19 protein-coding genes, 6 pseudogenes and 1 riboswitch are annotated in these 23,720 nt (G+C 72.8%); of the genes and pseudogenes, 16 read left to right on the top strand and 9 right to left on the bottom strand.

Annotated features, from left to right (window positions below):
* Window positions 1–4 precede the first annotated feature (4 nt).
* The 3 genes from OV079_RS48445 to OV079_RS48435 all read left to right on the top strand — a co-directional run bounded on the left by OV079_RS48445 (window position 5) and on the right by OV079_RS48435 (window position 1,951).
* A complete protein-coding gene (locus OV079_RS48445) occupies window positions 5–685 on the top strand; it encodes a TetR/AcrR family transcriptional regulator (protein WP_267777005.1) in 681 nt (226 codons plus the stop codon).
* Between the two features lie 163 nt (window positions 686–848).
* Window positions 849–1,283, top strand: coding sequence for a hypothetical protein (locus tag OV079_RS48440; RefSeq protein ID WP_267777003.1), 435 nt, complete (start codon window positions 849–851; stop codon window positions 1,281–1,283).
* A gap of 260 nt (window positions 1,284–1,543) precedes the next feature.
* Entirely contained in the window at window positions 1,544–1,951 is a 408-nt protein-coding gene (locus OV079_RS48435; RefSeq protein WP_267777001.1) for a hypothetical protein, read from the top strand.
* Between the two features lie 63 nt (window positions 1,952–2,014).
* Here OV079_RS48435 and OV079_RS48430 read toward each other — a convergent pair whose 3' ends face one another.
* The 7 genes and pseudogenes from OV079_RS48430 to OV079_RS59880 form a co-directional block, all read right to left on the bottom strand.
* A complete protein-coding gene (locus tag OV079_RS48430) occupies window positions 2,015–2,353 on the bottom strand; it encodes a DMT family transporter (protein ID WP_267777000.1) in 339 nt (112 codons plus the stop codon).
* 15 nt (window positions 2,354–2,368) lie between these two features.
* Window positions 2,369–2,432: riboswitch (guanidine-III (ykkC-III) riboswitch) on the bottom strand.
* 89 nt (window positions 2,433–2,521) lie between these two features.
* On the bottom strand, window positions 2,522–3,565 hold the full coding sequence (locus OV079_RS48425) for a hypothetical protein (RefSeq protein ID WP_267776998.1): 1,044 nt from the start codon (window positions 3,563–3,565) through the stop codon (window positions 2,522–2,524).
* Between the two features lie 207 nt (window positions 3,566–3,772).
* Entirely contained in the window at window positions 3,773–4,741 is a 969-nt protein-coding gene (gene egtD, locus OV079_RS48420; protein WP_267776996.1) for an L-histidine N(alpha)-methyltransferase, read from the bottom strand.
* A complete protein-coding gene (gene egtB / locus OV079_RS48415; protein WP_267776994.1) occupies window positions 4,707–5,975 on the bottom strand; it encodes an ergothioneine biosynthesis protein EgtB in 1,269 nt (422 codons plus the stop codon). Before egtB ends, egtD begins: the two co-directional genes overlap by 35 nt.
* Window positions 5,976–6,962 (bottom strand): hypothetical protein, encoded by a 987-nt coding sequence (locus OV079_RS48410; protein ID WP_267776992.1) that lies wholly within the window; start codon window positions 6,960–6,962, stop codon window positions 5,976–5,978. It lies immediately after the preceding gene.
* A 239-nt stretch (window positions 6,963–7,201) separates the two neighbouring features.
* Window positions 7,202–7,453 (bottom strand): glutamate ligase domain-containing protein, encoded by a 252-nt coding sequence (locus tag OV079_RS59885; RefSeq protein WP_420829601.1) that lies wholly within the window; start codon window positions 7,451–7,453, stop codon window positions 7,202–7,204.
* Between the two features lie 253 nt (window positions 7,454–7,706).
* Window positions 7,707–8,057: pseudogene (locus tag OV079_RS59880) on the bottom strand (Mur ligase family protein); the annotation flags it as partial.
* A gap of 693 nt (window positions 8,058–8,750) precedes the next feature.
* On the opposite strand from OV079_RS59880, the gene OV079_RS48400 reads away from it, so the two are divergent.
* Window positions 8,751–9,260: an HNH endonuclease gene (locus OV079_RS48400; protein ID WP_267776989.1), complete on the top strand. Its 510-nt coding sequence runs from the start codon at window positions 8,751–8,753 to the stop codon at window positions 9,258–9,260.
* 154 nt (window positions 9,261–9,414) lie between these two features.
* On the opposite strand, the gene OV079_RS48395 is transcribed toward OV079_RS48400, so the two are convergent.
* Window positions 9,415–10,599: a hypothetical protein gene (locus tag OV079_RS48395; protein ID WP_267776986.1), complete on the bottom strand. Its 1,185-nt coding sequence runs from the start codon at window positions 10,597–10,599 to the stop codon at window positions 9,415–9,417.
* 623 nt (window positions 10,600–11,222) lie between these two features.
* Between OV079_RS48395 and OV079_RS48390 the strand changes: the two genes are divergently transcribed.
* The 5 genes and pseudogenes from OV079_RS48390 to OV079_RS48370 all read left to right on the top strand — a co-directional run bounded on the left by OV079_RS48390 (window position 11,223) and on the right by OV079_RS48370 (window position 16,095).
* Window positions 11,223–12,068 (top strand): class I SAM-dependent methyltransferase, encoded by an 846-nt coding sequence (locus OV079_RS48390; RefSeq protein ID WP_267776985.1) that lies wholly within the window; start codon window positions 11,223–11,225, stop codon window positions 12,066–12,068.
* Window positions 12,069–12,076: 8 nt separating this feature from the next.
* Entirely contained in the window at window positions 12,077–12,214 is a 138-nt protein-coding gene (locus tag OV079_RS48385) for a hypothetical protein (RefSeq protein WP_267776984.1), read from the top strand.
* A 305-nt stretch (window positions 12,215–12,519) separates the two neighbouring features.
* Window positions 12,520–13,383 (top strand): hypothetical protein, encoded by an 864-nt coding sequence (locus OV079_RS48380; protein ID WP_267776982.1) that lies wholly within the window; start codon window positions 12,520–12,522, stop codon window positions 13,381–13,383.
* A gap of 3 nt (window positions 13,384–13,386) precedes the next feature.
* Window positions 13,387–15,633, top strand: a complete 2,247-nt coding sequence (locus OV079_RS48375) for an IucA/IucC family protein (RefSeq protein ID WP_267776981.1) — start codon at window positions 13,387–13,389, stop codon at window positions 15,631–15,633.
* Window positions 15,597–16,095 (top strand): annotated as a pseudogene (locus OV079_RS48370) (GNAT family N-acetyltransferase). Before OV079_RS48375 ends, OV079_RS48370 begins: the two are co-directional and overlap by 37 nt.
* Here the strand turns inward: OV079_RS48370 and OV079_RS59875 are convergent.
* On the bottom strand, window positions 16,058–16,441 hold the full coding sequence (locus OV079_RS59875; RefSeq protein WP_420829464.1) for a hypothetical protein: 384 nt from the start codon (window positions 16,439–16,441) through the stop codon (window positions 16,058–16,060). The pseudogene OV079_RS48370 and the gene OV079_RS59875 overlap by 38 nt on opposite strands.
* A gap of 45 nt (window positions 16,442–16,486) precedes the next feature.
* On the opposite strand from OV079_RS59875, the pseudogene OV079_RS59870 reads away from it, so the two are divergent.
* The 7 genes and pseudogenes from OV079_RS59870 to murD all read left to right on the top strand — a co-directional run.
* Window positions 16,487–16,711 (top strand): annotated as a pseudogene (locus tag OV079_RS59870) (IucA/IucC family protein); the annotation flags it as partial.
* Window positions 16,692–17,864 carry an IucA/IucC family protein gene (locus OV079_RS48360; RefSeq protein WP_267778820.1) on the top strand — a complete coding sequence of 391 codons (1,173 nt, stop codon included), beginning with the start codon at window positions 16,692–16,694 and terminating at the stop codon, window positions 17,862–17,864. The pseudogene OV079_RS59870 and the gene OV079_RS48360, both read left to right, overlap by 20 nt.
* Window positions 17,854–18,219: pseudogene (locus OV079_RS59865) on the top strand (SidA/IucD/PvdA family monooxygenase); the annotation flags it as partial. The gene OV079_RS48360 and the pseudogene OV079_RS59865, both read left to right, overlap by 11 nt.
* 46 nt (window positions 18,220–18,265) lie before the next feature.
* Window positions 18,266–19,144: pseudogene (locus tag OV079_RS48355) on the top strand (SidA/IucD/PvdA family monooxygenase); the annotation flags it as partial.
* A complete protein-coding gene (locus OV079_RS48350) occupies window positions 19,141–20,802 on the top strand; it encodes a PepSY-associated TM helix domain-containing protein (protein WP_267776979.1) in 1,662 nt (553 codons plus the stop codon). The pseudogene OV079_RS48355 and the gene OV079_RS48350, both read left to right, overlap by 4 nt.
* Before the next feature lie 214 nt (window positions 20,803–21,016).
* Complete coding sequence (gene mraY / locus OV079_RS48345; protein ID WP_267776977.1) at window positions 21,017–22,141, top strand: phospho-N-acetylmuramoyl-pentapeptide-transferase; 1,125 nt, start codon at window positions 21,017–21,019, stop codon at window positions 22,139–22,141.
* Window positions 22,142–22,147: 6 nt separating this feature from the next.
* Window positions 22,148–23,701, top strand: a pseudogene (gene murD / locus OV079_RS48340) (UDP-N-acetylmuramoyl-L-alanine--D-glutamate ligase); the annotation flags it as partial.
* Window positions 23,702–23,720: the final 19 nt, after the last annotated feature.

The following is a 23,720-nucleotide window of genomic DNA, read 5'->3' as shown; positions in this document are numbered from 1 at the left end:
CGGCGTGACGCGGCGCATCGACCCCCGGCTGCACGACGCCAAGCGGGCGGCGATCCTCGACGCCGCCGAGCGCCTGGTAGCGACGAAGGGCTACGACGCCATGTCGCTGCAGGACCTGCTCGACGCGCTCGGGATGTCGAAGGGCGCCTTCTACCACTACTTCGAGTCCAAGCCGGACGTCCTCCTGGCGCTGGTGGAGCGCCGGACCGCGGCGGTCGAGGCCGACCTGCGCGCGCTCGTCGAAGACCGCGGGCTGTCCGGTCGCGACAAGCTGGAGCGCCACTTCGCCGCCGTCGACGACTGGAAACGCGACGAGGGGCGCATCGTCGTCGACGTCGCCCGCTCGTGGTACGCCGACGAGAACGCGCTGCTCCGCCACCGGCTGCTCGTCCACGGCCTCGGGCGCGTCACCCCGTTGCTCGCGCAGATCATCCGCCAGGGCGTCGAAGAGGGCGCCTTCACGGCCCCCGACCCCGAGCAGACGGCCCGGATGCTCCTCTGTCTCCGCCACGACCTCGGCCGCGCCATCGCCGAGGCCGTGGTCGCCGACCCGCATGGCGAGCCCGACGTCGCCCGGATGGCCGAGGCGACCGCCGATGCGATCGAGCGCCTGCTCGGTGCGGCACCCGGCTCGCTCTGGCCGGCAGCCCGCGCCCTCCGGCCGCGTCGCTCAGCCGCGACCTGAGCGGCGCCCTCGAGGCCAGCGCGCCGCGACCCGAAGTGCGCGCGCGTCATCGCGCGGGCTATCGGGCCCGCATCGCCTTGACACCCGCTTCACGTCATCTATTATTAGACCAAAGGTCTACGAATCCACGACCTACTCGTGGTCACGACCGAGGAGGAGTGCCATGCCTGCCACGCCCCAGTCGAGGGCCCGGACCCGCGCGTTCGCCCGCGTCATCGGTCCGTTCGTCCTCGTCGTCCCGCTCATCATCGCAGTCCGCTTGCCGGCGATGGGCGACCTCGACTTCTTCGCCCTGCCGATCGTCGTCTGGCAATTCGGCGCGCTGCTGCTGGTCTCCGGGCTGATGATCATCGCCCATCATCAGTACTGGTCGAGCGGACCGGCGATCGCCATCTCGCTGTTCGGCTGGTTCCTGGCGCTCCGCGGCCTCGCCCTGCTGGCGATCCCCGACGTCATGGCGCGCGGCGTGACGGCGTCGATGACGATGGTGCCTGTCGCGCAGGCGGGGTTCGCCGCGCTCGCTGCCGTCGGCGCCTGGCTGACCTTCGTCGGCTACCTCGCCCGGGCCTACGCGCCCGCGCCGACGCCCGCTCGCTGACGCGCCGACTCGCGCCACACGGGCTGCCGGCAGGCGGCGCAGCGCACGATCTGCCGCTCCGGCAGCCTGCCCTCGACGAGCTCGGCCTTTCGACCCGAATCGGAGCGACCCGACCGCCCCCGGCCCAGGTGCGCCATGCGCCTCGCCGAGGCCGCCGCGAGCGCGGACGACTGCGCACCGGCGATCGCAGCGGCGGGCGCGGGAACGATTCTTGCGCGCGCGGCTCCTCGCTGGCTATCGTCCGCGCGATCGAGGCTCTCATGACTCATTCGCGTGTACGCACCCTCTTCACCGATCTTCGTACCTGGCTGTTCGCCCTCGCCCTCGCGCCGCTGGCGGCCGTGGCCTGCGGCGGCGGCGAGGAGAGCGACGACGCCGGCGAAGGCCCCGAGATCGACTGCGCCACCGCGACGGCCCCGAAGTTCTCGGAGATGTCGGCCGTGTGGAACAAGTGCACCACCTGTCACTCCTCGACGCTCACCGGGGCCTCGCGCGTGAACGCCCCCGTCGGCATCGACTTCGACACCTACGCCGCCGCCAAGACCCACGCCGCGACGGCGATGCACGAGGTCTACGAGGGCGCCATGCCGCCGGCCGGCCTGCCCGCCCTGAGCGAGGACGAGGAGGACCAGCTGTACCGCTGGGCCAGCTGCGGCACCCCCGAGTGACATGACCCGAGGGGCATGCCCCTTTGCCATGTTTAAAGGGACATGCCCCGACGGGCATGTCCCTCAAGCGTCGCCAGCGCTGAACTTGAGGCCGACGATGGCGACCACCAGCATCGTCAGGAACAGCACCCGCAGCGGCGCGACCGGCTCGCCCAGCAGGAGCATCCCGCCGACGGCCGCGCCGGCGGCGCCGATGCCCGTCCACACCGCGTAGGCGGTGCCGATCGGCAGCGACTTGCTGGCCTGGGCCAGCAGGGCGAAGCTGGCGAGCAGGGCGATGACGGTGAGGACGGTGGCGACCGGCTTGCTCCGGACATCGAAGCCGTCGCTCCATTTGAGGCCGAGGGCCCAGCCGACCTCGAGCAGGCCGGCGACGAAGAGATACACCCACGCGGTGGACATGATGACGCGTTCCTTCCCGCGTCGTCTTGTCCTCACCGGGTACGGCGCACCTCGTCCGGGCCCGCAGCGCGAGCGAGCTTCAAGATTAGCCGCTCGCGCGCGCCGGGCTCGACCCATGCTGCGTGAGCTGACCGACCTGTCCTTCCGTACAGGCGCGGCGAGGGCGCCTCAGCCCGGCGGCACGAAGTTCTCGCAGGCCTGGTCGATCACCGCGATCGCGTCGTGGAAGAACGGCTGGAACGAGGCGGCGCAGATCTGGCCGATGCTGCCGTATGTGAACATCTCGGCGAAGTCGATGATGCGGTGGGCGATCTCGGCCGCGCTCGCGCACTCGGGGTTCTCGGGGCCGATCAGCGCGAGGGTGACGATGTTGGTCTCGATCCCGCCCTTGAGCGCCACCAGCTCGTTGAACCAGTCGGGTGGGTCGCCGGACGAGCCGTCCTCCTCCTCGTCGGTGATGACGACGAGGACCAGCAGCGCGTCCTCGCGGACGAAGCCCTCGTTGCACTGGCCCGGCTGGGCCAGGTCGGGCCCGAGCGCGCGCAGGGCCGCCTGCAGCGGCTTCTCGTTGCTGTCGCCCGAGGTGCCGACCTGGGCCGCGCAGGCGAACCGGGTCGCCAGGTCGTCCTGCTCGGTCATGTAGCGCTTGCCGCTGACGAACGGCCCGCAGTACTGGTTGCTCGAGTTGCTGCCGTCGGTCTGGGTGACGAGCCCGCCGAGCACGCCGTCGCACGGGTTCTCGTTGCCCTCGTACTTGTCGGTCGACACCACCCCGATGTGCAGGCTCTCCGCGTCCACCAGCTGCTGCTGGATCTCCTGCACGAAGCCCGGGAAGCTCGCCACCAGGTTGTCCTGCTCGTCCTTCATGCTCGACGAGTTGTCGACCACGAACAGCAGGTCGACCTTGAGGCACGCCTTCGGCTCCGGCGGCGGTCCGGCGTCGGGCGTCTTGCCGATGTCGAACTTCGGCCCGCCGTTGCCGGTCGGGTCGGGCGCGCTGCTGCCGTCGTCGTCGGTGGTGCCTGCGGTCGTGCCGGTGGTTTCGCCGGTCGACGTCGGCGTCCCCGCGGAAGTCGCGTCCTCGGTGGTCGGCGGCAGCGTGCCCACGCCCGAGACGATCGCGGCGGTGGCCGAGGCGCGGCCGCTGCCGTCGTCGGAGCAGGCGGACAGCGCGAGCGAGGCGAGCGTGACGAGGGTCGCGGCGCGGAGCATGCCGCGACGGTACGACCGCGTTGCGACGCGCTCAAGACGGACGCTGCGTCGCGCAGACGCGCGGCGACCTGCAGTTCTCGGGTCGGCGCCGATTCACAGGTTGCGGACCTTTGCGGGGCGCCGCGGAGGAACGCCGTGCCGGCTCGCGGGGGGCCCCGAGCGAGCCGCGTAGGTCCGCGGCCCGCGGGTCCGCGAGGCTCGCAGACCTCAGGCCGCGCGGCGGACCAGGTGGACCACCGCGAAGCGGGCGGCGTCGTCGGTCCACGCCTGGGTCAGCGTCATACCTGCGCTGGAGGACATGTCCGAAAAGCCATCCAGCGTGTACTTGTGCGACAGCTCGGTCAAGATCGCCTCGCGGGCGCGGAAGCTGAAGCTGCGGCCGCCGACGCCGACGACCTGGTCGATCTTGCTGACCAGGTACATCTCGATGCGGCCCGCCGCCTCGTTGAAGACGGCGCGGTGGGAGAAGCGGCCGGGCTGGAACTCGCCGCCGAGCTCGCTGTTGATGCGGTGGAGCAGGTTCAGGTTGAACGCCGCGGTCACCAGGTCGCTGTCGTTGTAGGCGGCCTCGAGCACGCGCTTCGACTTGACGAGGTCGATGCCGACGAGCGCGCCCTCGCAGCCGGGCGCGCGGGCGATGTTCCGCAGCAGCGCGGTGGCCTCGGCCGGGTCGAAGTTGCCGATGGTCGAGCCGGGGAAGTACACCAGGCTGCGGCCGAGCGCGCCGACCGGCAGGTTGAACGGGCGCGTGAAGTCGGCGTGCAGCGGCAGCACCTTGAGCCTCGGGTACTCGGTCTGGATCGCCGCGCTGGCGGCCAGCAGCGGCTCGCGCGACACGTCGACCGGCACGTAGGCGGTGGCGTCGAGGTGGTCGAGCAGCAGGCGGGTCTTGATGCTCTCGCCGCTGCCGTACTCGACGATGATGCGGCGCGGGCCGACGGCGGCGGCCATCTCCATCGCGTGGTCGCCGAGGATCTCGATCTCGGCGCGGGTCAGGTAATACTCCGGGGTCTCGCAGATCGCCTCGAACAGGCGCGAGCCGCGGGCGTCGTAGAAGTACTTGGACGGCAGGCGCTTGGCCGGGCGCGACAGGCCCTCGATCACATCGGCGAGGAACCCGTCGGTCGGCGCCTGCGTCGCCTCATCGAGCGTGCGTAGTTGGACCGGTCGCATCATGCATCCTTGGTGAGACGGATCCCCGTGAACGGCCACCGTGCCCGGGGCGGAAAGAATTGCGGTAACTGGCACGCAAATGATCCCGCGGGGAAGCGCACGAACCGCCGCGGAGCACCATTTGGTTCGACATGAACTTCCCGTTGTATTCGCCGAGCGCGCCCTCCGGCGGGCGATAGCCGGGGTACGGCAGGTAGGCGCTGGCCGTCCACTCCCACACGTCGCCGAACAGCTGCGCGGGCAGGTTTTCGCCGCGTGGCGGCGGCTCCGCGGCGGTCGGGTGGAGGCGGCCCGACTCGACGAAGTTGCCGCTGACGGGTGCGCGCTCGGCCAGCGCCTCCCACTCGAACTCGGTCGGCAAGCGGGCCCCGGCCCAACGGGCGAACGCGTCGGCCTCGTAGTGCGACACGTGGACCACCGGCGCGTGCGGGTCGAGCGGGCGCGGCCCGCCGAGGGTCATCTGCCACCATGTCCCTTCGGACATGTACCAGTACAGCGGCGCCGTCCAGCTCTCGGCCTGGACCTGCGCCCAGCCGTCGGACAGCCACAGCGCGCTGCGGCGGTAGCCGCCGTCGGCCACGAACTCCGCATACTCCGCGTTCGTCACGCAGCGCGACGCAAGAACATAAGGCTGCCGCAGCGCCCTGTGGCGCGGGCCCTCGTTGTCGAAGTGGAAGCCGTCGCCGGCGTGGCCGACCTCGCCGACCCCGGCCGGTCCCGGGCACCAGCGCAGCGGCGGCGCCGGGTGGGACGACGGCGGCGCCGCGTCCGCCCGCAGCGCCGGGCGCAGCGGGTTCTGGGCGAACAGGTGCAGCAGGTCCATCAGGATCAGCTCCTGGTGCTGCTGCTCGTGCTCGAGCCCGAGGCGGACCCGCTCGGCCAGCCACGGCGGCCCGCCCTGCGCCAGCAGCTCGTGCATCGCCGCGTCGACGTGGGCCCGGTACTGCAGCACCTCGGCGCCGGTCGGCCGCGACAACAGCCCGCGGCGCGGCCGGCTGAACTGCGGCCCGACGGCCTCGTAATAGGAGTTGAAGAGGACCTCGAACTCGGGGTGAAACGGCCGGTAGTCGGCGCGCGCCGGGCCGAGCACGAAGGTCTCGAAGAACCACGTCGTGTGCGCGAGGTGCCACTTGGCCGGGCTCGCGTCCGGCATGCTCTGGACCACCAGGTCCTCGGCGGGCAGCCCGGCGACCAGCGCCTCCGTGGCCGCGCGCACGCGGGCGTAGTCGGCGCGCACTCAGAACCTCCCGCCGAGGGCGACCCCGAAGCCCTGTCCCGAAGGACCTGCCCCCAAGTGCAGCTGGCCGCGGCGAGCCGTCTTGCGCCCCTGCCCGGTGTCCTGGCGCTCGAGCGTCTTGAGCTCGGCGCGCGACGACAGGGCGTCGACGGCCATGAACGCCGAGCCGGCCAGCCCGAGGCCGCCCGCCAGGCTGGTAACGCCGACGAAGCGCAGGGGCTCCTTGTCGCCGTACTGGCCGATCAGCCACAGCATGCTGAACACCGCCGCGCCGGCGTAGAGGGCGTAGCCGAGGCCGCGCGCCCAGATCTTGCCGCGCACGCGCAGGTCCCGGCTGGTGCTCGCGCCGCCGATGGCGACGATCGGCGTGCCGAGCAGCGTCGTCGTCAGGCCGAGGCCGGCGTACATGAAGTGCTTCATGCCGTAGTCGCTCGGGTCGGTCTTGCCGGCGCGGCCGGCGTCGTACAGCACGCCCATCAACATGCCGACCGCGGAGAAGCCGATGCCGACGCCGGCGCCGACGCGGGCCCACTCCGACGGGGTCGACTCGCGGCCCTCGACGCACTCCCACGAGTTCTCGTGCACCGCGGTGACGGCCGCCAGCGGGGCCTGCTGCGCGCCGTTCTTCGGGTGCACGTAGTAGACCGCCGACTTGTCGGCCCGGGTGAAGGTCACGCACTCGCGCCCGGCGGTGCCGAGGATCACCAGCACCCGCCGCCCGCCCAGCCGCTGCCACTGCGCGTCGGTCAGCGGCGCCGGGTAGTAGCGCGGCATGTCGTCGACCGCCGGCGCGGGGGCCGGCGCCTCGGCCGTGGCCGCGACGTCGCCGGCGACCGCGTGGTGGATCAGCGTGACATGACCCTCGGGCAAGGTCCCATCGGACATGTCCGAAGCGCCATCCACCATCACCGCCTCGGGCCCGTCATAGCTGCGCAGACCGGCGGGCGGGGCGAGGGCGAGCGACACGACGGCGAGCGCGACGAGCATCGCCACAGTCTACACGGCCTTGGGCGGCGCCTGCAGCAGGGCCTCGACGACCCGCTCCAATCGCATGCCGCGGCTGCCCTTGACGAGGAGGGCGCCCGGCCGTTCGGCGAAGGCGGCCCGGACGGCGGCGACGAGGTCGGACACGCAAAGCCCGGCGTGCCACGACGCGATCCCGCCGGCCTTGGCCGCGTCGGCGGCGGCCTGCGACAGGGTGCCGAAGGTGAACAGGGCGTCGAGCTTCAGCGCGGCCGCCAGCCGGCCGACCTCGGCGTGCAGCTCGGGCTGCGCTCGCCCAGCTCGAGCATGTCGCCGATCACCGCGGCCAGCGGACCCGGCCGTGACGGGCGCAGCGCGGCCAGGCTGTGCAGCGCCGCCGTGACCGAGCCGGGGTTGGCGTTGTAGTTGTCGGCGATGAGCAGGTGGTGGTCGTCGAAGCGGAGCACCCGGCCGCGATCGCCGACCGGCTGGACCCCCTCGAGCGCCTCGATCATCGGCCCGACCGGACAGCCCAGGTGCAGCCCGACCGCCAGGGCGGCCGCCGCGTTGCGGGCGTTGTGGGCCCCGAACACCCGCAGGCTCAGGCGGATCTCCTCGCTGCCGCCGCGGGGTATGCAGCTGCAAGGTCGCGTGGGTCCGCTCGTCGAGCTCGACCCCGAGGATGCGCACGGCCGCGTCCGGACCTTCCCCGAAGCGCAGGATCGAGAGGCCAGGCGGGAAGTGCGGCGGCAGCAGCGGCTCGTCGTCGGGCACCACCGCGACCCCGCCGGCCCGCACGTGGCGCAGCGGCTCGGCCTCGGCGGCGGCGATCGCCTCGAGGCTGCCCATGAACTCGAGGTGCTCGAGCGCGACGCTCGTGATCACCGCGACGTCGGGGCGCACCACCGCGGCCAGGCGCTCGTTCTCGCCGGGCGCGCTCATCCCCAGCTCGAGCACGATCGCCTCCGGATGATCGGGCCCGTTCAGCAGCGACAGCGGCACCCCGAGGTGGTTGTTGAGGTTGCCGCGGGTGGCCAGGACGCGGCCGTGACGGCTGCGCAGGACCGCCTCGACCAGCGCGCGCGTGGTCGTCTTGCCGTTGCTGCCGGAGATCGCCACCACCGGGCCGCCGCAGCGCTCGCGGGCGGCGCGGCCGAGGACCGTCAGGGCCGCGAACGTGTCGGCGACCTCGATCACGGTGACCGTCGGCTCGTCGGGCAGCGGGTGCCCCGGGGCCTGCAGGACCGCCGCGGCGCCGGCCCGGATCGCGTCGGGGATGAACGCGTGGCCGTCGCGGGCGGCGACGATCGGCACGAACAGGCCGCCGGGCACGGGGTCGCGGCTGTCGACGAAGGCGCCGCGGATCTCCCGCGAACCCGCGCGGAGCAGGCGTCCGCCGGTGGTCGCGGCCAGGGTCTCGGGGGTGAAGTGCACGCCTGACCGTTAGCACCCCGACGTGGCGGCGCGCCACTCTTCGGCAGGGCCCGCCGCGGCGGCTGCGCAGCGGCCCCGCAGCGAGGCGAGGCGCGCGGTATCGGGGGTCGCCGGCCCGTGACGGGGCGAGCGTCCCCCGCCCGATCGCTGCGGTCGCGGCGGCCGCCGGTCCGGCATTTGTCCCATCATATGTCTTTGTGGACATGTCCCATCGGCCTTGTGGCAGCGCGGCCCGGCGTTTTGCGCCGGTCTTTGCGGCCCTCGCTCGCCCTCGCTCGCCCTCACAGCCGCGCGTGGACGCGCGCCTGCGTCGCAGCCGTCACGGGGCCGTGGCCGCGTCGACGCCGGGTCATGCTAGCCTCGTGGATGGGCAACCCCATGCATACGCTGGTCCTCGATCCCGGCTTTCTGCCGATCAAGGTCATCTCGTGGCGGCGTGCCCTGTGCCTGAGCTTCCTCGACAAGGTCGAGGTCATCGCCAGCTACGAGCGCGAGGTCAGGACCGTCAGCCACGCCTACCCCACCCCCTCGGTCGTCCGGCTGCTGCACGCCGCGCGGCCGGGCCCGCAGGTGGTCCGGTTCTCGCGCAAGAACGTGTACCTGCGCGACAACCACCGCTGTCAGTATTGCGGCGTCCAATACAGCGACCACGAGCTCACCCTCGACCACGTGGTCCCGCGCGTCGACGGCGGCAAGACCACCTGGACCAATGTCGTCACCGCCTGCGGCGCCTGCAACCGGCGCAAGGGCGGGCGCACCCCGGAGCAGGCCGGCTTGCCGCTGCGCACCCGCCCGGCCCGACCCAAGTGGACCCCGATGACCCTGGCCCAGCGCCTCCCGATCCACGACGTCCCCGAGGCCTGGCGCGCCTGGCTCGGCGCCGCCTGAGGCCGCCGGCAACCTGTCCTCGGGGACATGTCGCTGCCGCGGCCGAGCCCGCCGTCGGCGGTCCGCCGCGCAGGGACCGCCGCGCCTCGCGGAGACCTCCGAGCTGTCTTCCAGGACACCTCGGCGCCGCTCCCGCCTGTCCCGAAGGACAGCCTCAACCCGGGATCGTCGTCATGCACTCGGTGAGCGGGCCGGCGAGGCCGCTCCAGCCGTTGTAGCCGTTGTCGAGGTCGAGGTTGGGGCCGGTGACCAGCGGCCGCGTATTGGAGAAGTCGTCGAGGTCGACCTGCATCAGCTCGGCGCCGTTGTCGCCCTCGCCGGAGCTGAGGATGTAGAGGCGCGGCTGCTGGTCGTCGAACAGCGGCCCGCCGAGCGCGTGGATCCCCCACGTCCCGTCGGTGTTCGCCAGCTGCATGCCGGTGCCGGTCGTGTAGTCGATCTGCCACAAGTTGCTCGAGTCCATGGCGAAGCCGAGGCTGTCGCTGACCTCGCCGTCGACGATGCCGGGCGACATGTCGTCGATGTCGGCCACCGACGCGTTGCCGAGGTCGGTGATCACCTCGAACGCCAGGTCGCCCTGCAGGTACGCGCCGGTGAAGCGGAGCAGGCGGTTGCCCTCGTTGTTGCCCACGTCCTCGCCGGTGTCCATGAGGTAGACCCGGCCGTCGCAGTCGGTGTAGAGCGCCTCGACGCGGATCGGCTGGTCCTGGCCGTCGCTGGGCACGATCCCCAGCAGCGTCGCCTGGGCCGGCGTGTTCTCGGTGATCGGCGGCTCGGGGATGTGGAAGATCTGCGTGCCCTCGGCCGACTCGCGCGAGCCGATCAGCGAGCCGTCCTCGAGCATCGTCAGGCCGTTCTGGCCGTGGATCAGCGGCTCGTCGGCGACCAGCTCGTTGTGGACGAGGGTGACGACCGAGCCGTCGGCCGGATCGATCTGGATGTAGATGAGGTGGTTCTCCACCGAGTACCACAGGTTCGGCGTGTCCCACAGGACGTTGCCGCCGGTCGTCGTGTCGGTCGTCGTGTCGGTCGTCGTCGTCGTCGTCGCGTCGGTCGTCGTCGTCGTCGTCGACGTCGTCGCGTCGGTGGTCGGCAGCGCCTCGGTGGTCGGCTCGGTCGTCGTGGTCGTGCTCGCGTCGCTGGTGCCGAGCGTGGTGTCGGTCGCGGTCGTCGTCTCGCCGTCGCTCGTGGTGTCGGTGGTGCCGGCCGTCAGCGTCGTCGCGGTCGACGCCTCGGACCCCGCCGTATCGGTCGAAACCGGGTCGCTCGGGGTGCAGGCAGCGAGGCCGAGCGGAGCGACGAAGAGGGACAGGAGCGCGACGCGGGTGGCGTAAGTCATGGCGTTCACCCAGTGTCGCGGCGCCCGCCCGGCTTGTCCAGGCGGGCGCATGTCGGCCGCGAGCGCAGGTGTTCGCACCGCACGCGCGGCCGCCGGGCCCGCGCTCCGGCGCTCGCCGATGCTCGCGACGCGCTCGCCCGAGGTTCGCGAATGCGACGCGCCTCGCAGCCGCGCGCACGACATGCCTTTTCAGTCAGGTCCGAAAGGACATGCCCATCGGTACAGGCTCTCGTCGCGCTCCCCGGTCCGTCGCCCGTACGAGCGCGAGCGGTTGGCCGCCGCTTCGCATCGCCGTCCGCTCCTCTCGATCTCGCACTCGTTCACGAGCCGCCTCCGCCGTGCCCTCGAGTCGACGACCTCCAGACCTCGCACTCGCGCGAACCTCCGCGTGCGCCTCGCTCACGGAGTTCCACGTCCGTCGGCCGTGCTTCCGCTCGCGCGCTCGGCATCCACCGACACGGCGTTCGCATGACTGTCGCGACCGCGCCGCGAACCTCTCGCGAAGCCGCGACCGCAGTGCGAGTCGACCGGGCGGACTCGCTCGATCACCCGAAAGCGGCCCGTCCGACGTGCGCTGGCTCATTTTTGACAGTGAAAATCATATTCACTATTAACTCCGCCTCATGACGAACAAACAAGCGGTGGCTCTCGGCGACGTCAGCGAGACGCTCATGATCCCGCTGTGGTGCCGGGCGATCGAGACCGGGCGGAGGCGGCCGATCCTCCGCGACCCGCGGGCGCAGGAGATCGTCGCGCAGCTGGACTACGACTTCGAGCGGCGGTTCGCGTCGCAGCGTGACCTGGCCTTTCGGGCATGTCTGCGGACCGTCATGATCGACCGGTGGGTCCAGGAGTTCTTGCGCATGCACCCGGGCGGCACGGTGGTCGAGATCGGCACCGGGCTCAACACCCGGTTCGAGCGGGTCGACAACGGCGCCCTGCGGTGGTTCGACGTCGACCTGCCCGACTCGCTGGCGCTGCGGCGGCGGTTCTTCACCGACACCGCGCGGCGGCGCATGGTCGTCGGCGCGTTCGGCGACGACGACTGGCTGGCGCAGCTCGGGTCCGCCGGCGAGGGCCCGTTCTTGTTCATCGCCGAGGCCGTCCTCGTCTACCTGACCGAAGAGACAGTCCGCCGCGGCCTCAACGCGATCGCGGCCGCCTACCCCGGCAGCCAGTTCGTGCTCGACACCCTCACCCAGCGCGCGATCGCCAGCCAGGCGCGGCCGATGATGCAGACCTACCGCGCCCCGTTCGTGTGGGGCTGCGACGACCCGCGCACCATCGAGGCCTGGGGCCGCCACCGCTGCCTCGACTCGACCACCATGCTCGACCTCCCGCCCGAGCTGCGCAGCCGCGTCCCGCTCAAGCACCGCCTCGCGTTCTCGTACCTGCGCGCGCGCAAGCCGGAGGTGCTCCGCTCGCACGCCCTGCACCGCTTCGAGCTGCGGCCGTCGGCGTCCGCCTGAGGCCGCGCATGACGGCGATCCTGACGAGCCCGAGTCGCTCCGCTCCGACCGGACTCCACCGCGGGCGCCCGTTCGCGGCGGCGCTCGTCGGCGTCCCCCCGGTCCTCCGCCGCGCCGGCGACCCCGACGTGTGCGACATGGCCTGAAGGACATGTATGGATCGTCCCATCTCTTCGAACCACGACTCCGCCTCTCGCCGGCGGGCGAGGCCCTCCGCGGGGTCTGCAGGCGACATGTCTCTCGAGACATGTCATTCCCAGCCGTGAGCCATGCGGCCTGCGCGATCGCGCCTTGCGACGTCGAGGCCGTCGACGCGAACGAGTTCACGGCAATCTCACGATTCTGATTATCAAAATCCTACGTCTGTGGCGCAAATACCCCTGAGAATCTCTCCCGAGCGCCTCACGTTTAATTTTGAAAATCATTATCTCCTGAAAGTACCTTCCGACGCATGCGAACGATCTTGCGACGACCCTTCGGTGTCCTGCTGTCCGCGGCGTGCTTGCTCGCGTGCGGCACCACCCAGCCCGCGGACGAGACCGCGACCGGAGCGACCGCGACCGTGGCCGACACCACGGGTCCGACCACCGGCGCCGGCACCGACGCGAGCACCGGGTCGAGCAGCGACGCGAGCACCGGCCCGACCACCGGCCCGACCACCGGCGGCACCTCCGATCCCGGCGAGGCCCAGTGTCAGGCCGACCTGCAGGACTGTCCCGACGGCTTCAAGTGCGTGCTGCGGCGCGGCGCCGCCGACTGGGAGTTCGTGTGCTTGCCGGTCCAGGGCGACAACACGGCCGGCGACAGCTGCCACCACGACGGCGTGATCGCCGGCACCGACGACTGCGACGAGGCGTCGTGGTGCATCGGCTCGTTCGACACCACCGGCGCGCCGTGGGAGGGCCTGTGTTACCCGCTGTGCGTCGGCGACGTGTGCGGCAACGATCAGCGCTGCGTCAGCATCGGCGCGCTGCCGGTGTGCGCCCCGGTCTGCGACCCCCTGCTCGCCGTCGGCTGCACCGCCGACGAGGCCTGCATCTTCCGCGAGCCCGAGGGCTTCGTCTGCTTCCCGCAGGGCGTCGACGGCCACGCGATCGGCGAGGACTGCGAGACCGCGATCAGCTGCGCCCCCGGCCTGCACTGCGCGCAGCGGGTCGTCGGCTGCCCGCCCGACTCGTACTGCTGCACCGACTACTGCGACACCCAGAGCGGCGAGAACACCTGCACCGCCAAGGGCATGGGCGCCACCTGCGAGGCGATCGGCGCCACCGCGCCCGAGCAGGCCCACGTCGGCGCGTGCGTGATCCCGGAGTGAGCCATGACCACGCGCGACGATATTCGACTCGGTGAGCGCGACGACGCGGCGTTCGAGCCCGCCGGCCGCGCGCTGCTCAGCGCCCTCCTGCGCGAGCTCGGCGGCTGGACCCCCATGCGCGCCCCCGGGCGCGAGTGGCTGCGCCTCGACATGCCCGCGCAGGGCGGCGCCATCGAGGTCCCGCTGGCCCGGCCCGCCGGCGTCGGTCGGATCGCCGCCGGCCAGGCCCGCTGGCGCGACGCCGCCGGCGCCAGCGAGCCGCTGCCGCTCGCGCGCCTGATCGCCCGCCTGGTCGAAGAGCCAGCCGTCGCCGCCGCCCTCGGCCTGTCCTCCGGGCCAGGTCTCGATCGCTTCGTCGCCCGCGTGCGCGCCAGCGCGGCCAACCTCGAGGCCACCCTCGCGGCCCGCGCGGCCGACCTCGACGCCCTGTTCACCGGGCCGCTCGGCTTCATCGAGGCCGAGCAGGGGCTGCTCCTCGGCCACTCGGTCCACCCGGCCCCGCGCCTGCGCGAGGGCCTCGGCGACGGCGACGAGGCCCTGGTGCCCGAGCTGCGCGGGCGCACCCCGCTGTGCGTGTGGGCGGTCCGCCGCGAGCGGCTGCTGCACGGCGGCGACGATGCGCACGCGCTCTTGGCCCGCCTGATCGCCAGCGACCCCGCGTGGGCCGCCCAGGCCGCCGCTGCCGGCCCCGAGTTCGTGCTGCTGCCGCTGCACCCGCTGCAGCACCGCGCCCTGCAGGGCGAGCCCGCGCTCGACGGCGGCCGGCGCCGCGGCGACCTCGTCCCGCTCGGCCCGCTCGGCCGCGCGTGGTCGGTGACGTCGTCGCTGCGCACGCTCCACGCCGACGGCGCGCCGTTCATGCTCAAGCAGTCGCTGCCGGTCCGCCTCACCAACTCGCGCCGCACCCTGTCGCTGGCCGAGCTCGACCGCGGCCTGCTGCTCGGGCGGATCCTCGGCGACACCGACGCCCCGCTGCCGCGCCACCCCGACTTCCACATCCTGCGCGAGCCGGCGTGGTTCGGCCTGCGGGACGACGCCAATCAACCTGGCCCTTCGGTCAGCTTCTTCGCCCTGCGCGACAACCCGTTCCGCGCCGACCAGCCGGCCGAGATGCTGGCCACCCTGCTGCAGGACGACCCTCGCAGCGGCCGCAGCCGGCTCGTGCTGCGCCTCGAGCGGGCCGCCGCGCAGCTCGGCGTGCGCCCGATCGCCCTCGCCGAGAAGTGGTTCGAGCGCTTCCTCGCCGTCGTGTTCGCACCGATCGTCGCCGCCCAGGCCGAGCTCGGCCTGCTGCTCAGCGCGCACCAGCAGAACCTCGTGATCGGCCTCGCCGATGACGGTCTCACGCCGACGCGCGCGTGGTTCCGCGACGCCCAGGGCACCGCCTACACCGACCTGGCCCTGCGCCGCCACGGCGAGCGCGTCCCGGGCCTCGAGCGGGCGGTGTTCCGCTCGCCGCTGGCCGAGCGGGTGTGGGCCTACTCGGTCGTCATCAACGGCGTGTTCAACACCGTCGCCTCGCTGGCGATGATCCCCGGGCTCGACCAGGGCCTCTTGCTCGAGCACCTGCGCGCCTGCCTGCTCGGCCTGCGCGCGCAGGAGCCCGCCGACCCGCGCGCGATCGACTACCTGCTCAAGTCGCCGGAGCTGTGGACCAAGGCCAACGTGCGCTGCTTCGCCAGCGGCGTCGACGAGGTCTCGCTCGCCGACCCGCTGACGATCTACCGCGCCATCCCGAGCCCGCTGCACCGCCCGCCCGTGGACCTGCCCGCCCCGACGTCCGGCCGCGCCGCCGACTTCGCCGGCGGTGACGCGCAGGTCGAGCTCGCGCAAATCACTCCTTCGCAGTTCACGGGCGACGTCGACGGCGCGCACGCCTTCACGCTCACGCTCGCCGACGGCCACGCGACCGTCGCGTGGGACCATCCCTTCGACGCGCGCGCGCGCGACCTGCTGAGCGATCGCCTGTTCACCGGCCGCCTCGGCCTGCGTCACCTCGCACATGTTCAAAGGACATCCGCGAAATCGTCGCCCGCGAGGCCTTCTATCAGCGCCCGCTGTGGCACCACCGCGGCGAGCGGCTGCCGGAGATTACCCCGCTCACCCAGACCGGCGCGATCGTCCACCCGCTGCGCCGGGACGACGGCGACTCGCTGCTGTACCGCCGCCACTGCGCCGCCATCGATCGCACCTTCAGCCTGCGCCGCTTCGACATGGCGCGCGACCTCGACCTGTTCTGCGCGTGGATGAACGATCCCGTCGTCGCGCAATTCTGGGAGCAGGCGTGGCCGCGCGCAGCTGGCCGACTACATCGAGCAGCGCCAGGCCGACCCGCACACGATCCCCGCGATCGGTTACTTCGACGAGCGCCCGGTCGCCTACTACGAGATCTACTGGGCCAAGGAGGATCGGCTCGGCCCGCACTACGCGGCCGACGACTTCGACCGCGGCTTCCACATGGCGATCGGCGACGCCGAGGTGCGGCACCGCGGCTGGGGCCGGCAGTGGTTCCTGTCGATGGCGCACTACCTGTTCCTCGACGACCCGCGGACGCAGCGGCTGGTCGGTGAGCCGCGCGTCGACCAGGCCCGCGTGCGCAGCTGGGCCAACACCACCCCGTGGGAGGAGTGGGGCGAGGTCCGCTTCCCGCACAAGACCGCGGTGCTGATGGTGCTCACCCGCGAGCGCTTCTTCGCCACCTTCGAGGGCTAGTGTCGTGAACCCCGGCGAGACACCCGAGTGGCGCGAGCACGCCCGCCTGGCCGGCCGCCGCCGGCTGGCGCAGGCGATCGGCGAGCTCAGCTTCGAAGGCCTGCTGCACCCGCGCGCCCTCGGCGGCGATCGCTGGGCGCTCGACCTGTCCGAAGGGACATCTTATAAGTTCACCGCCCGCCCGAGCGCGTGGGGCGGGCTGCACGTCGACGCCGCGGGCATCACTCGCCGCGTCGGCGACGGCCCCGAAGAAGCCGCCGAGTCGCCGGTGCAGCTGGTCCTCGACGCCCGCGCCGCGCTCGGAGTCGGCGCCGATGCCCTGGCCGAGTTCCTCGAGGAGCTCCACGACAGCCTGCTGGCCGAGACGAACCAGTGCGCGCGCCTTTCGACGATGCGCGCCCCGGAGCTCGCCTCGCTCTCGGGCGCCGCGCTCGAGCAGCACCTCGACGGTCACCCCAAGCTCATCGCGCACCGCGGCCGCGTCGGCTGGGGCGTCGCCGATCTGGCCGCGTACGCCCCGGAGTCGGCCGCTCGCGTGCACCTGCACTGGCTGGTCGTCGCCCCCGAGCTGGCCCGCTGCAGCGGGATCGCCGGGTCTGGCAAGCTGCAGCTCGTCGACGAGAGCTGCGACGCCGACGCCCGCGCGCGCCTGCTCGCGCAGCTGCACGCGCGCGCCTCACCTCGAGGCCAGCGGCGTGCTCGTGCCGGTGCACCCGTGGCAGTGGCAGCACCACCTGGCCGCGCAGTACGTCGATGCGCTGACTCGCGGCGCCATCGTCTCGCTCGGCAGCTTCGGCGACGCCTACGCCCCGCGCCTGTCGATCCGCACCCTCGCCGACGCCTCCCGCCCCGAGCGGGCCGACGTCAAGCTGGCGCTGACGATCCTCAACACCTCGTGCTGGCGCGGCCTGCCCGGCGAGCACATCGAGCAGGGCGTCGGCATCGGCGCTGCCCTGCGCCGGCGCGTCCAGGGCGACCCGCGCCTCCACGGCGTCCACGTGCTCGGCGACCTCGGCGGCGTGCACGTGCCGCAGCCCGAGTTCGAGGCCCTCGGCGGCGCGCCCTACCGCCTGCGCGAGCAACTGGGCGCCCTGTGGCGCGAGAGCGCCGTCCCGCGGCTCGGCCCCGAGGAGCGCGAGGTGGCCGCGGCGGCGCTGCAGCAGACCGACCTCCACGGCGAGCCGCTGCTGCGCACGTGGGTCGAGCAGAGCGGCGCCTCGATCGCGCAGTGGCTCACCGCGCTGTTCGAGCGCACCGCGGTGCCGCTCTACCACTTGCTGTGCCGCCACGGCATCGGCGTGATCGCCCACGGCCAGAACCTCGGCCTGGTGCTGCGCGGCGGCTTGCCGACGGCGATCTTGCTGCGCGACGTCCACGGCGACGTTCGCCGGGTCGCCGACGACGGCTTCGATCACGAGGCGGCGCTGCGCGGGCTCAAGGCCCTGCCCGCGGGCCAGATCGTGCACGACCTCTACACCGGCTACTTCGTCAGCGTGCTGCGCTTCGTCGCGCCGCTGTGCGAGCGCGGCTTCGGCCTGCCGGAGCGCGAGTTCCTGCGGCTCTTGTCGCGGACGCTGCGCGACTACTGTGACTCGGTGCCGCGGGACACGACGGCGCGCTTCGACCTGTTCCGTCCGGAGATGGAGCGGATCTGCCTGAACCGCGCGCGCCTGCGGATCGGCCACGGCGGCGGCGCCACGCGCCCGCTGCCCGCGCTCGGACCGCCGCTGCACAACCCGTTGGTGAGGGAGGTGGACGATGAACGATGAGATCGATCTCGCAGGCGTGGGCGTCGGGCCCTTCAACCTCAGCATCGCGGCGCTCGCCGACGAGCTGCCCGAGCTGCGCACCCGCTTCTTCGAAAAACGCGAGCGCTTCGCCTGGCACCCGGGCCTGATGTTCCGCGGCTCGCGGATGCAAACCTCCTTCTTGAAGGACCTGGTCACCGCGGTCAGCCCGACCAGCCAGCACTCGTTCGTCAACTACCTGGTCCAGCACGGCCGCTTCCACGCGTTCCTGGCCCAGGAGAGCTCGGCCGTCGAGCGGGTCGAGTTCGCCGACTACCTCGGGTGGGTCGCGAGCCGGCTGGCGTCGCTGCGCTTCGGCGTCGAGGTCCGCGACGTCGTCCCGGTGCCCGGCGGCTTCGAGCTGCGCCACGACACCGGCCGCACGCGCGCGTCACGTGGTCCTCGGGACAGGTCGGATCCCGGCCGTGCCCGAGTGCGCGCGGGCCCACCTCGGACCGAACTGCTTCCACGCGATCGACATCCTCGCGCGGCCGCTCGACCTCCGGGGCTCGCGGGTCGCGGTGGTCGGCGGCGGCCAGACCGGCGCCGAGGTCGTGCTCGAGCTGCTGCGCGGCAGCTGGGGCGAGGTCGCCGAGCTGACTTGGGTGTCGCGCCGCCTCAACTTCGAGCCGCTCGACGAGAGCCCGTTCACCAACCACCTGTTCACGCCCGGCTTCGTCGCCGCCTTCCACGAGCTCGACCGGCCGCGCCGGCAGTCGCTGCTGGCCCGCCACAAGCTGGCCGGCGACGGCATCTCGCTGTCGACCCTGCGCGAGCTGCACGACCGCGTCTACCAGCTCGGCGCCCTGCGCTCCGGCCCGCGCGTCGAGCTGCTGCCGGGCCGCGAGCTCTTGTCGCTGAGCCCGCGCGGCGCCGGCTTCGAGCTGCACACCCGCAACAACCTCGACGGCGAGCACGAGGCCGTCCCCGCCGACACCGTCATCCTCTGCACCGGCCTGCGCGAGCACCTGCCGCCGTGCATCGAGTCGCTGCTGCCCGAGCTCGAGCGCGACGAGCACGGCGGCCTGCAGGTCGACAACAACTTCGAGCTGCGCCGCCGCCGACCCGGCGACGGCCGCCTCTACATCGTCAACGGCGGCCGCACGACCCATGGGATCGCCGAGTCGCAGCTCAGCCTGATGGCCTGGCGCTCCGCCGTGATCCTCAACGACGTGCTCGGCCGGCGCCGCTTCGCCGTCGAGCAGGAGCGCGAGCTGGTGCGCTGGCGCGCCCGCCCGCGCGAGGACGCGAGGTCGCGATGAGCGAGGCCCCGCGCAAGTCGGGCGCGCGCGCGCAGTTCGGCCTGGTCGTGCTCGCCGGCGCGGCCGCGGGCCTGCTCACCTGGCTCATCGCCCGCGCCTGGCCCGACCTGCCGGTCGAGCGCGCCACGGTCGCCAGCGTCGCCTTCATCCCGATCTGGACCCTCCTCGCCCTCGCCCTGGTCACCTGGCGCCGACACGCGCAGCCCGGCTCCGGTCGGCGGCGCCTGTTCGCCATCCACCGCGGCCTCGGCGGCGCGCTGGCGCTCGCGGCCATGCTCATCTTCGGCTCAGGCGTCGGCGCCGTGCTCGACCGCGCCCTCGCGCGCTGGCAGGTCGTCCACGCCGCGGCCTCCGACGTGCCCCCGGTCGACGCCCAGCCGCTCGACGCCGTGCTCGCCGGCCTGCTGGCGACCCAGCCGGCCCTGGTCCGCAGCGAGCTGTCGATCCACCCCGCCGGCCCCGACCACCCGTGGATCGAGGTCGTCTACTTCGGCCCCACGCGCGAGCCGGTCCGCGTCGACTTCGACCCGATCACCGGCGCCCAGGTGGCCGAGGGCCGCGGCCCGCTGTGGGTCGTGCGCGACCTGCATCGCCACCTCCTGACCCAGCCCCTCGTCGGCGAGGCGGTGCTCGGCCTGCTCGGAGTCGCGCTGGCCCTGATCCTCTGCACCGGCCTTTTCACGCGCCGCGACTGGCTGCGCAACCTGATCCGCCGGCGCCGCCCGGCCCAGCCGCTGGCCATGCGCATGCACCAGTGGGTCGGCTTCTTCACCCTGCCGGCCGCGCTGGTGTGGGCGTGGTCGGGCGCGCTGCTCGGCCTGACCCTGGTCGTCGTGCCGATCGTCGGCGGCGGGGCCTACGGCGGCGACCGGGTCGCCTTGATGCGCGACGTCCTCGCCACCGATCGCCCCCCGCTGGTCGACGCCGCGGTGGAGCGTCCGAACCTCCAGCGCGCCCTCGCGGCCCGCTGCCCCGTCGTCGACGAGCACCTCGACGGCGCCGAGGTCCACCAGTTGCGCGTGCGTCACCCGGGCCTCGCCAGCGGCACGGTGCGCGTCGACCTCGAGGGCGACGGCCTCTTCGAGCGCGGCTCCTTCACCCGCGGGGCCGACGGCGCGCTGCGGGACTGTCGCGCCCTCCCGGCCGCCGGCCCCGGCCTGCAGGCCTTCATGGCCGCGATCGTGCTGCACTACGGCGAGTGGGGTCCGGCGTGGCTGGTCGACCTCGCCTACGTCCTGCTCGGCGCCGGCCTCGTGGCCCTCTCGTGGCTCGGCGGGGTCCTGCTGGCGCGCCGGCGCGAGCGCGACGGCGAGGCCCGCGCCGCCGAACGACTGCGGCGCTGGCTCGCCGGCCTCGGCTACGGCCTGCCGCTGGCGATCGCCGCGCTGCTGCTGCTGTCGCGCGTCCCGGCGCTCGCGCGGGCCGAGAGCCTGGCCCTGCGCGTGTTCGTGGCGGTGCTCGTGCTGGCGTTGCTGCTCGCGCGAACCTTCTCACGCGCCCCGGCGCTGCTCCACGCCGCCCTCGTGGTCCTGCTCGCCGCCGTCGCGATCGCCGGCTGGCTCGTCGCCGGCGTCGCCCCGGGCCCCGTCGAGGCGGTGCTGGTCGTCCTCGCCGTCGCGCTCGTGGGCCTGCGCCGACGCCCCGTCGCGCCGGCCTGAGTCTCCGAGGTGCGTGCGCCCGCCGTCGTCGCACGCACCTGCCCGAGGGCCCGGTGACGGCCGCTTCGCGCTCACCTGACCCGATGCACCGACATGCACGCGCGGCCCACCCGCCCGTATTCCCGGCGCGTCTGCGCGGCCCGTGCGCCGCCGAGAGGCGCGTTCGGCGAATAGTTGCGCCGCCGGGGCCATGCATGGCAAGCCGGCTCACGACGTGCTGTACCAACTCCTATTCGCGCTCCACGATGACGTGAGCTGGCTGAGCTGGCTGAACGTCCTGCGCTACACGTCCACGCGGATCTTGCTGGCCACGCTGACGGCCCTGGTCCTGTCGCTGATCCTCTACCCGTGGTTCATCCGCACCCTGCAGAAGATCCAGCTCGGGCAGGTCGTGCGTGACGACGGGCCCAAGTCGCACTTCTCCAAGCGCGGCACGCCGACGATGGGCGGCAGCCTGATCCTCTTCTGCCTCATCATCCCCACCGTCCTGTGGTCGGACATGAGCAACGGCTTCGTCCTGCTCGCCACCGCGGTCACGGCCGGGTGCGGCGTCATCGGCTTCATCGACGACGGCCTGAAGATCCGCAAGAAGAACTCGGGCGGCCTGCCCGGCAAGATGAAGCTGCTGCTGCAGTTCCTCATCGCCGGCGCCGCGGTCTGGTACCTCTTCAGCCCGCTCAGCGGCCTGATGCCGGAGGGCATCCGCTACCGCCTGGCGATGCCCTTCACCGACTTCTACGAGCACTTCTTCGTGCTCCCCGAGTGGATGTACCTCGCGTTCGCCACTCTCGTCGTGGTCGGCTTCTCGAACGCGGTCAACCTGACCGACGGCCTCGACGGCCTCGCCATCGGCCCCGTGGTGATGAGCGCCGCCACCTTCCTCGTGCTGACCTACGCGGCCGGCACCCTGATCGCCGGCTTCGACATCGCCCGCTACCTCAACATCCCGCACATCCCCGGCGTCGGCGAGCTCGCCATCTACTGCGGCGCCATGTGCGGGGCCGGCATCGGCTTCCTCTGGTACAACACCTTCCCCGCCAGCGTGTTCATGGGCGACGTCGGCAGCCTCCCGCTCGGCGCCGGCATCGGCTTCCTCGCCGTCGCCTCGAAGAACGAGTTCACCCTCGTGGTCGTCGGCGGCATCTTCGTGCTCGAGGCCGTCAGCGTGATCGTGCAGGTCGTCAGCTTCAAGCTGACCGGCAAGCGCGTGTTCAAGATGGCCCCGATCCACCACCACTTCGAGCTCAAGGGCTGGAGCGAGCCCAAGGTGGTCGTCCGCTTCTGGATCATCAGCTTCATGCTCGCCCTCATCGGCCTCGCCACCCTCAAGCTGCGCTGAGGACCCGTGACCGCCGCCAACAACCCGTCCCCCTCCGACTCCGCCGACGCGAGCCTCTCCGCGTCGGCGGTCGCCGTTTCGCCCTCGACCGCGTCGTCGGCTCCTGATTCGCCCGCGGCCGCCGATTCGCCGCCCTCTGCTTCGCCCGCGGCCGTCGATTCACTGCACCTCGCGTCGCTCTCGGCCACCGCGCCCTCCTCGACCGGCCCCGCGGCGACCTCGTCCTCCGCCCCGTCCCGCTCGACGAGCTCAGCCTCCGCCTCGGCGACCGACTTCGCCCGCAGCACCGCCCTCGTCATCGGCGCCGGCGCCAGCGGACGGGCCGCCGCCGAGCTGCTGGTGTTCCTCGGCGCCCGCGTCCGCCTCTACGATCAGAACCCCGGCGCCAGCGTCCCCGACGGCGTCGAGCCGGTGCTCGGCGCCGCCGACGTCCCGGCCGCGGCCTTCGCCGGCGTCGACCTCATGGTCCTGAGCCCCGGCGTCCCACCCGAGCGCTTCCGCGCGGCCCAGCAGCAGTTCGCCCCGCAGGCTCGGGTCCACGGCGAGATGAGCCTGTCTCTGGCGATCGCCGCGGCCCGCTTCGGCCGCCTGCCGACCGTCCTCATCACCGGCACCAACGGCAAGAGCACCGTCACCGCCCTCACCGGCGCCCTGCTGGCCGCCGGCGGCATGAAGCCGTTCGTCGGCGGCAACCTCGGCGTCCCGCTCGCCGCCGCCCTGCAGGGCCTCCTGCGCACCGGCGCCCCCGCGCCCGACGCCCTCGTGCTCGAGTGCTCGAGCTTCCAGCTCGAGACCCTCGAACACGCCGCCACCGACGTGGCGATGGTCCTCAACATCACCCCCGACCACCTCGACCGCTACCCCACCCTCGCCGACTACGCCGCCACCAAGGCCCGCGTGTTCACCGGCCTTCACGCGGGCGGCCTCGCCCTGCTCGACGCCGGCGACGGCTGGACCGAATTCCTGCGGGCCCGCGTCGGCGCCGGCCGCCTCGTCCTGGTCGACGACCCGAACGGCGCGCGCGTCGTCGGACCTGGCCCCGGGGACAGCCTCGTCCTGCCGGACGGCGACAGCTTCCCGCGCCGGGCCCTGCCGATCCCCGGCCGTCACAACAGCAAGAACGCCCTGTTCGCCCTGCTCGCCGCCCGCCACCTCGGGGTCGACCCCGCCGCCTGCCTGCGCGGCCTCGAGGGTTTCCACGGCCTGCCCCACCGCATGACCTTCGTCCGCGAGCGGGCGGGTGTCCGCTTCTACGACGACTCCAAGGCGACCAACGTCGCCAGCGTCCTCGCCAGCCTCGACGGCTTCGACCGCCCCTTCGTGCTGATCGCCGGCGGCCGGGCCAAGGGCGACGATCTCGCGCCCCTGCGCGAGCTGCTGCGCCGCAGCGGCCGCGCGCTCGTCGCCATCGGCGAGTCGGCCGACCTCTTCTACCCGCTGGCCGACGGCGTGGTCCCGGCGCGTCGGGCGAGCACCATGGCCGAGGCCGTCGAGGTCGCGGCCGCGCTCGCCGGGCCTGGCGACGCCGTGGTCCTCTCACCCGCGTGCGCCAGCTACGACTGGTTCAAGACTACGGCGA

This window comes from Nannocystis pusilla, from assembly GCF_026626665.1.
Taxonomy (GTDB): Bacteria; Myxococcota_A; Polyangia; order Nannocystales; family Nannocystaceae; genus Nannocystis; species Nannocystis pusilla.
Note: the sequence above shows the minus strand (reverse complement) of the source record. Positions and strands in the feature narration are given on the sequence as shown.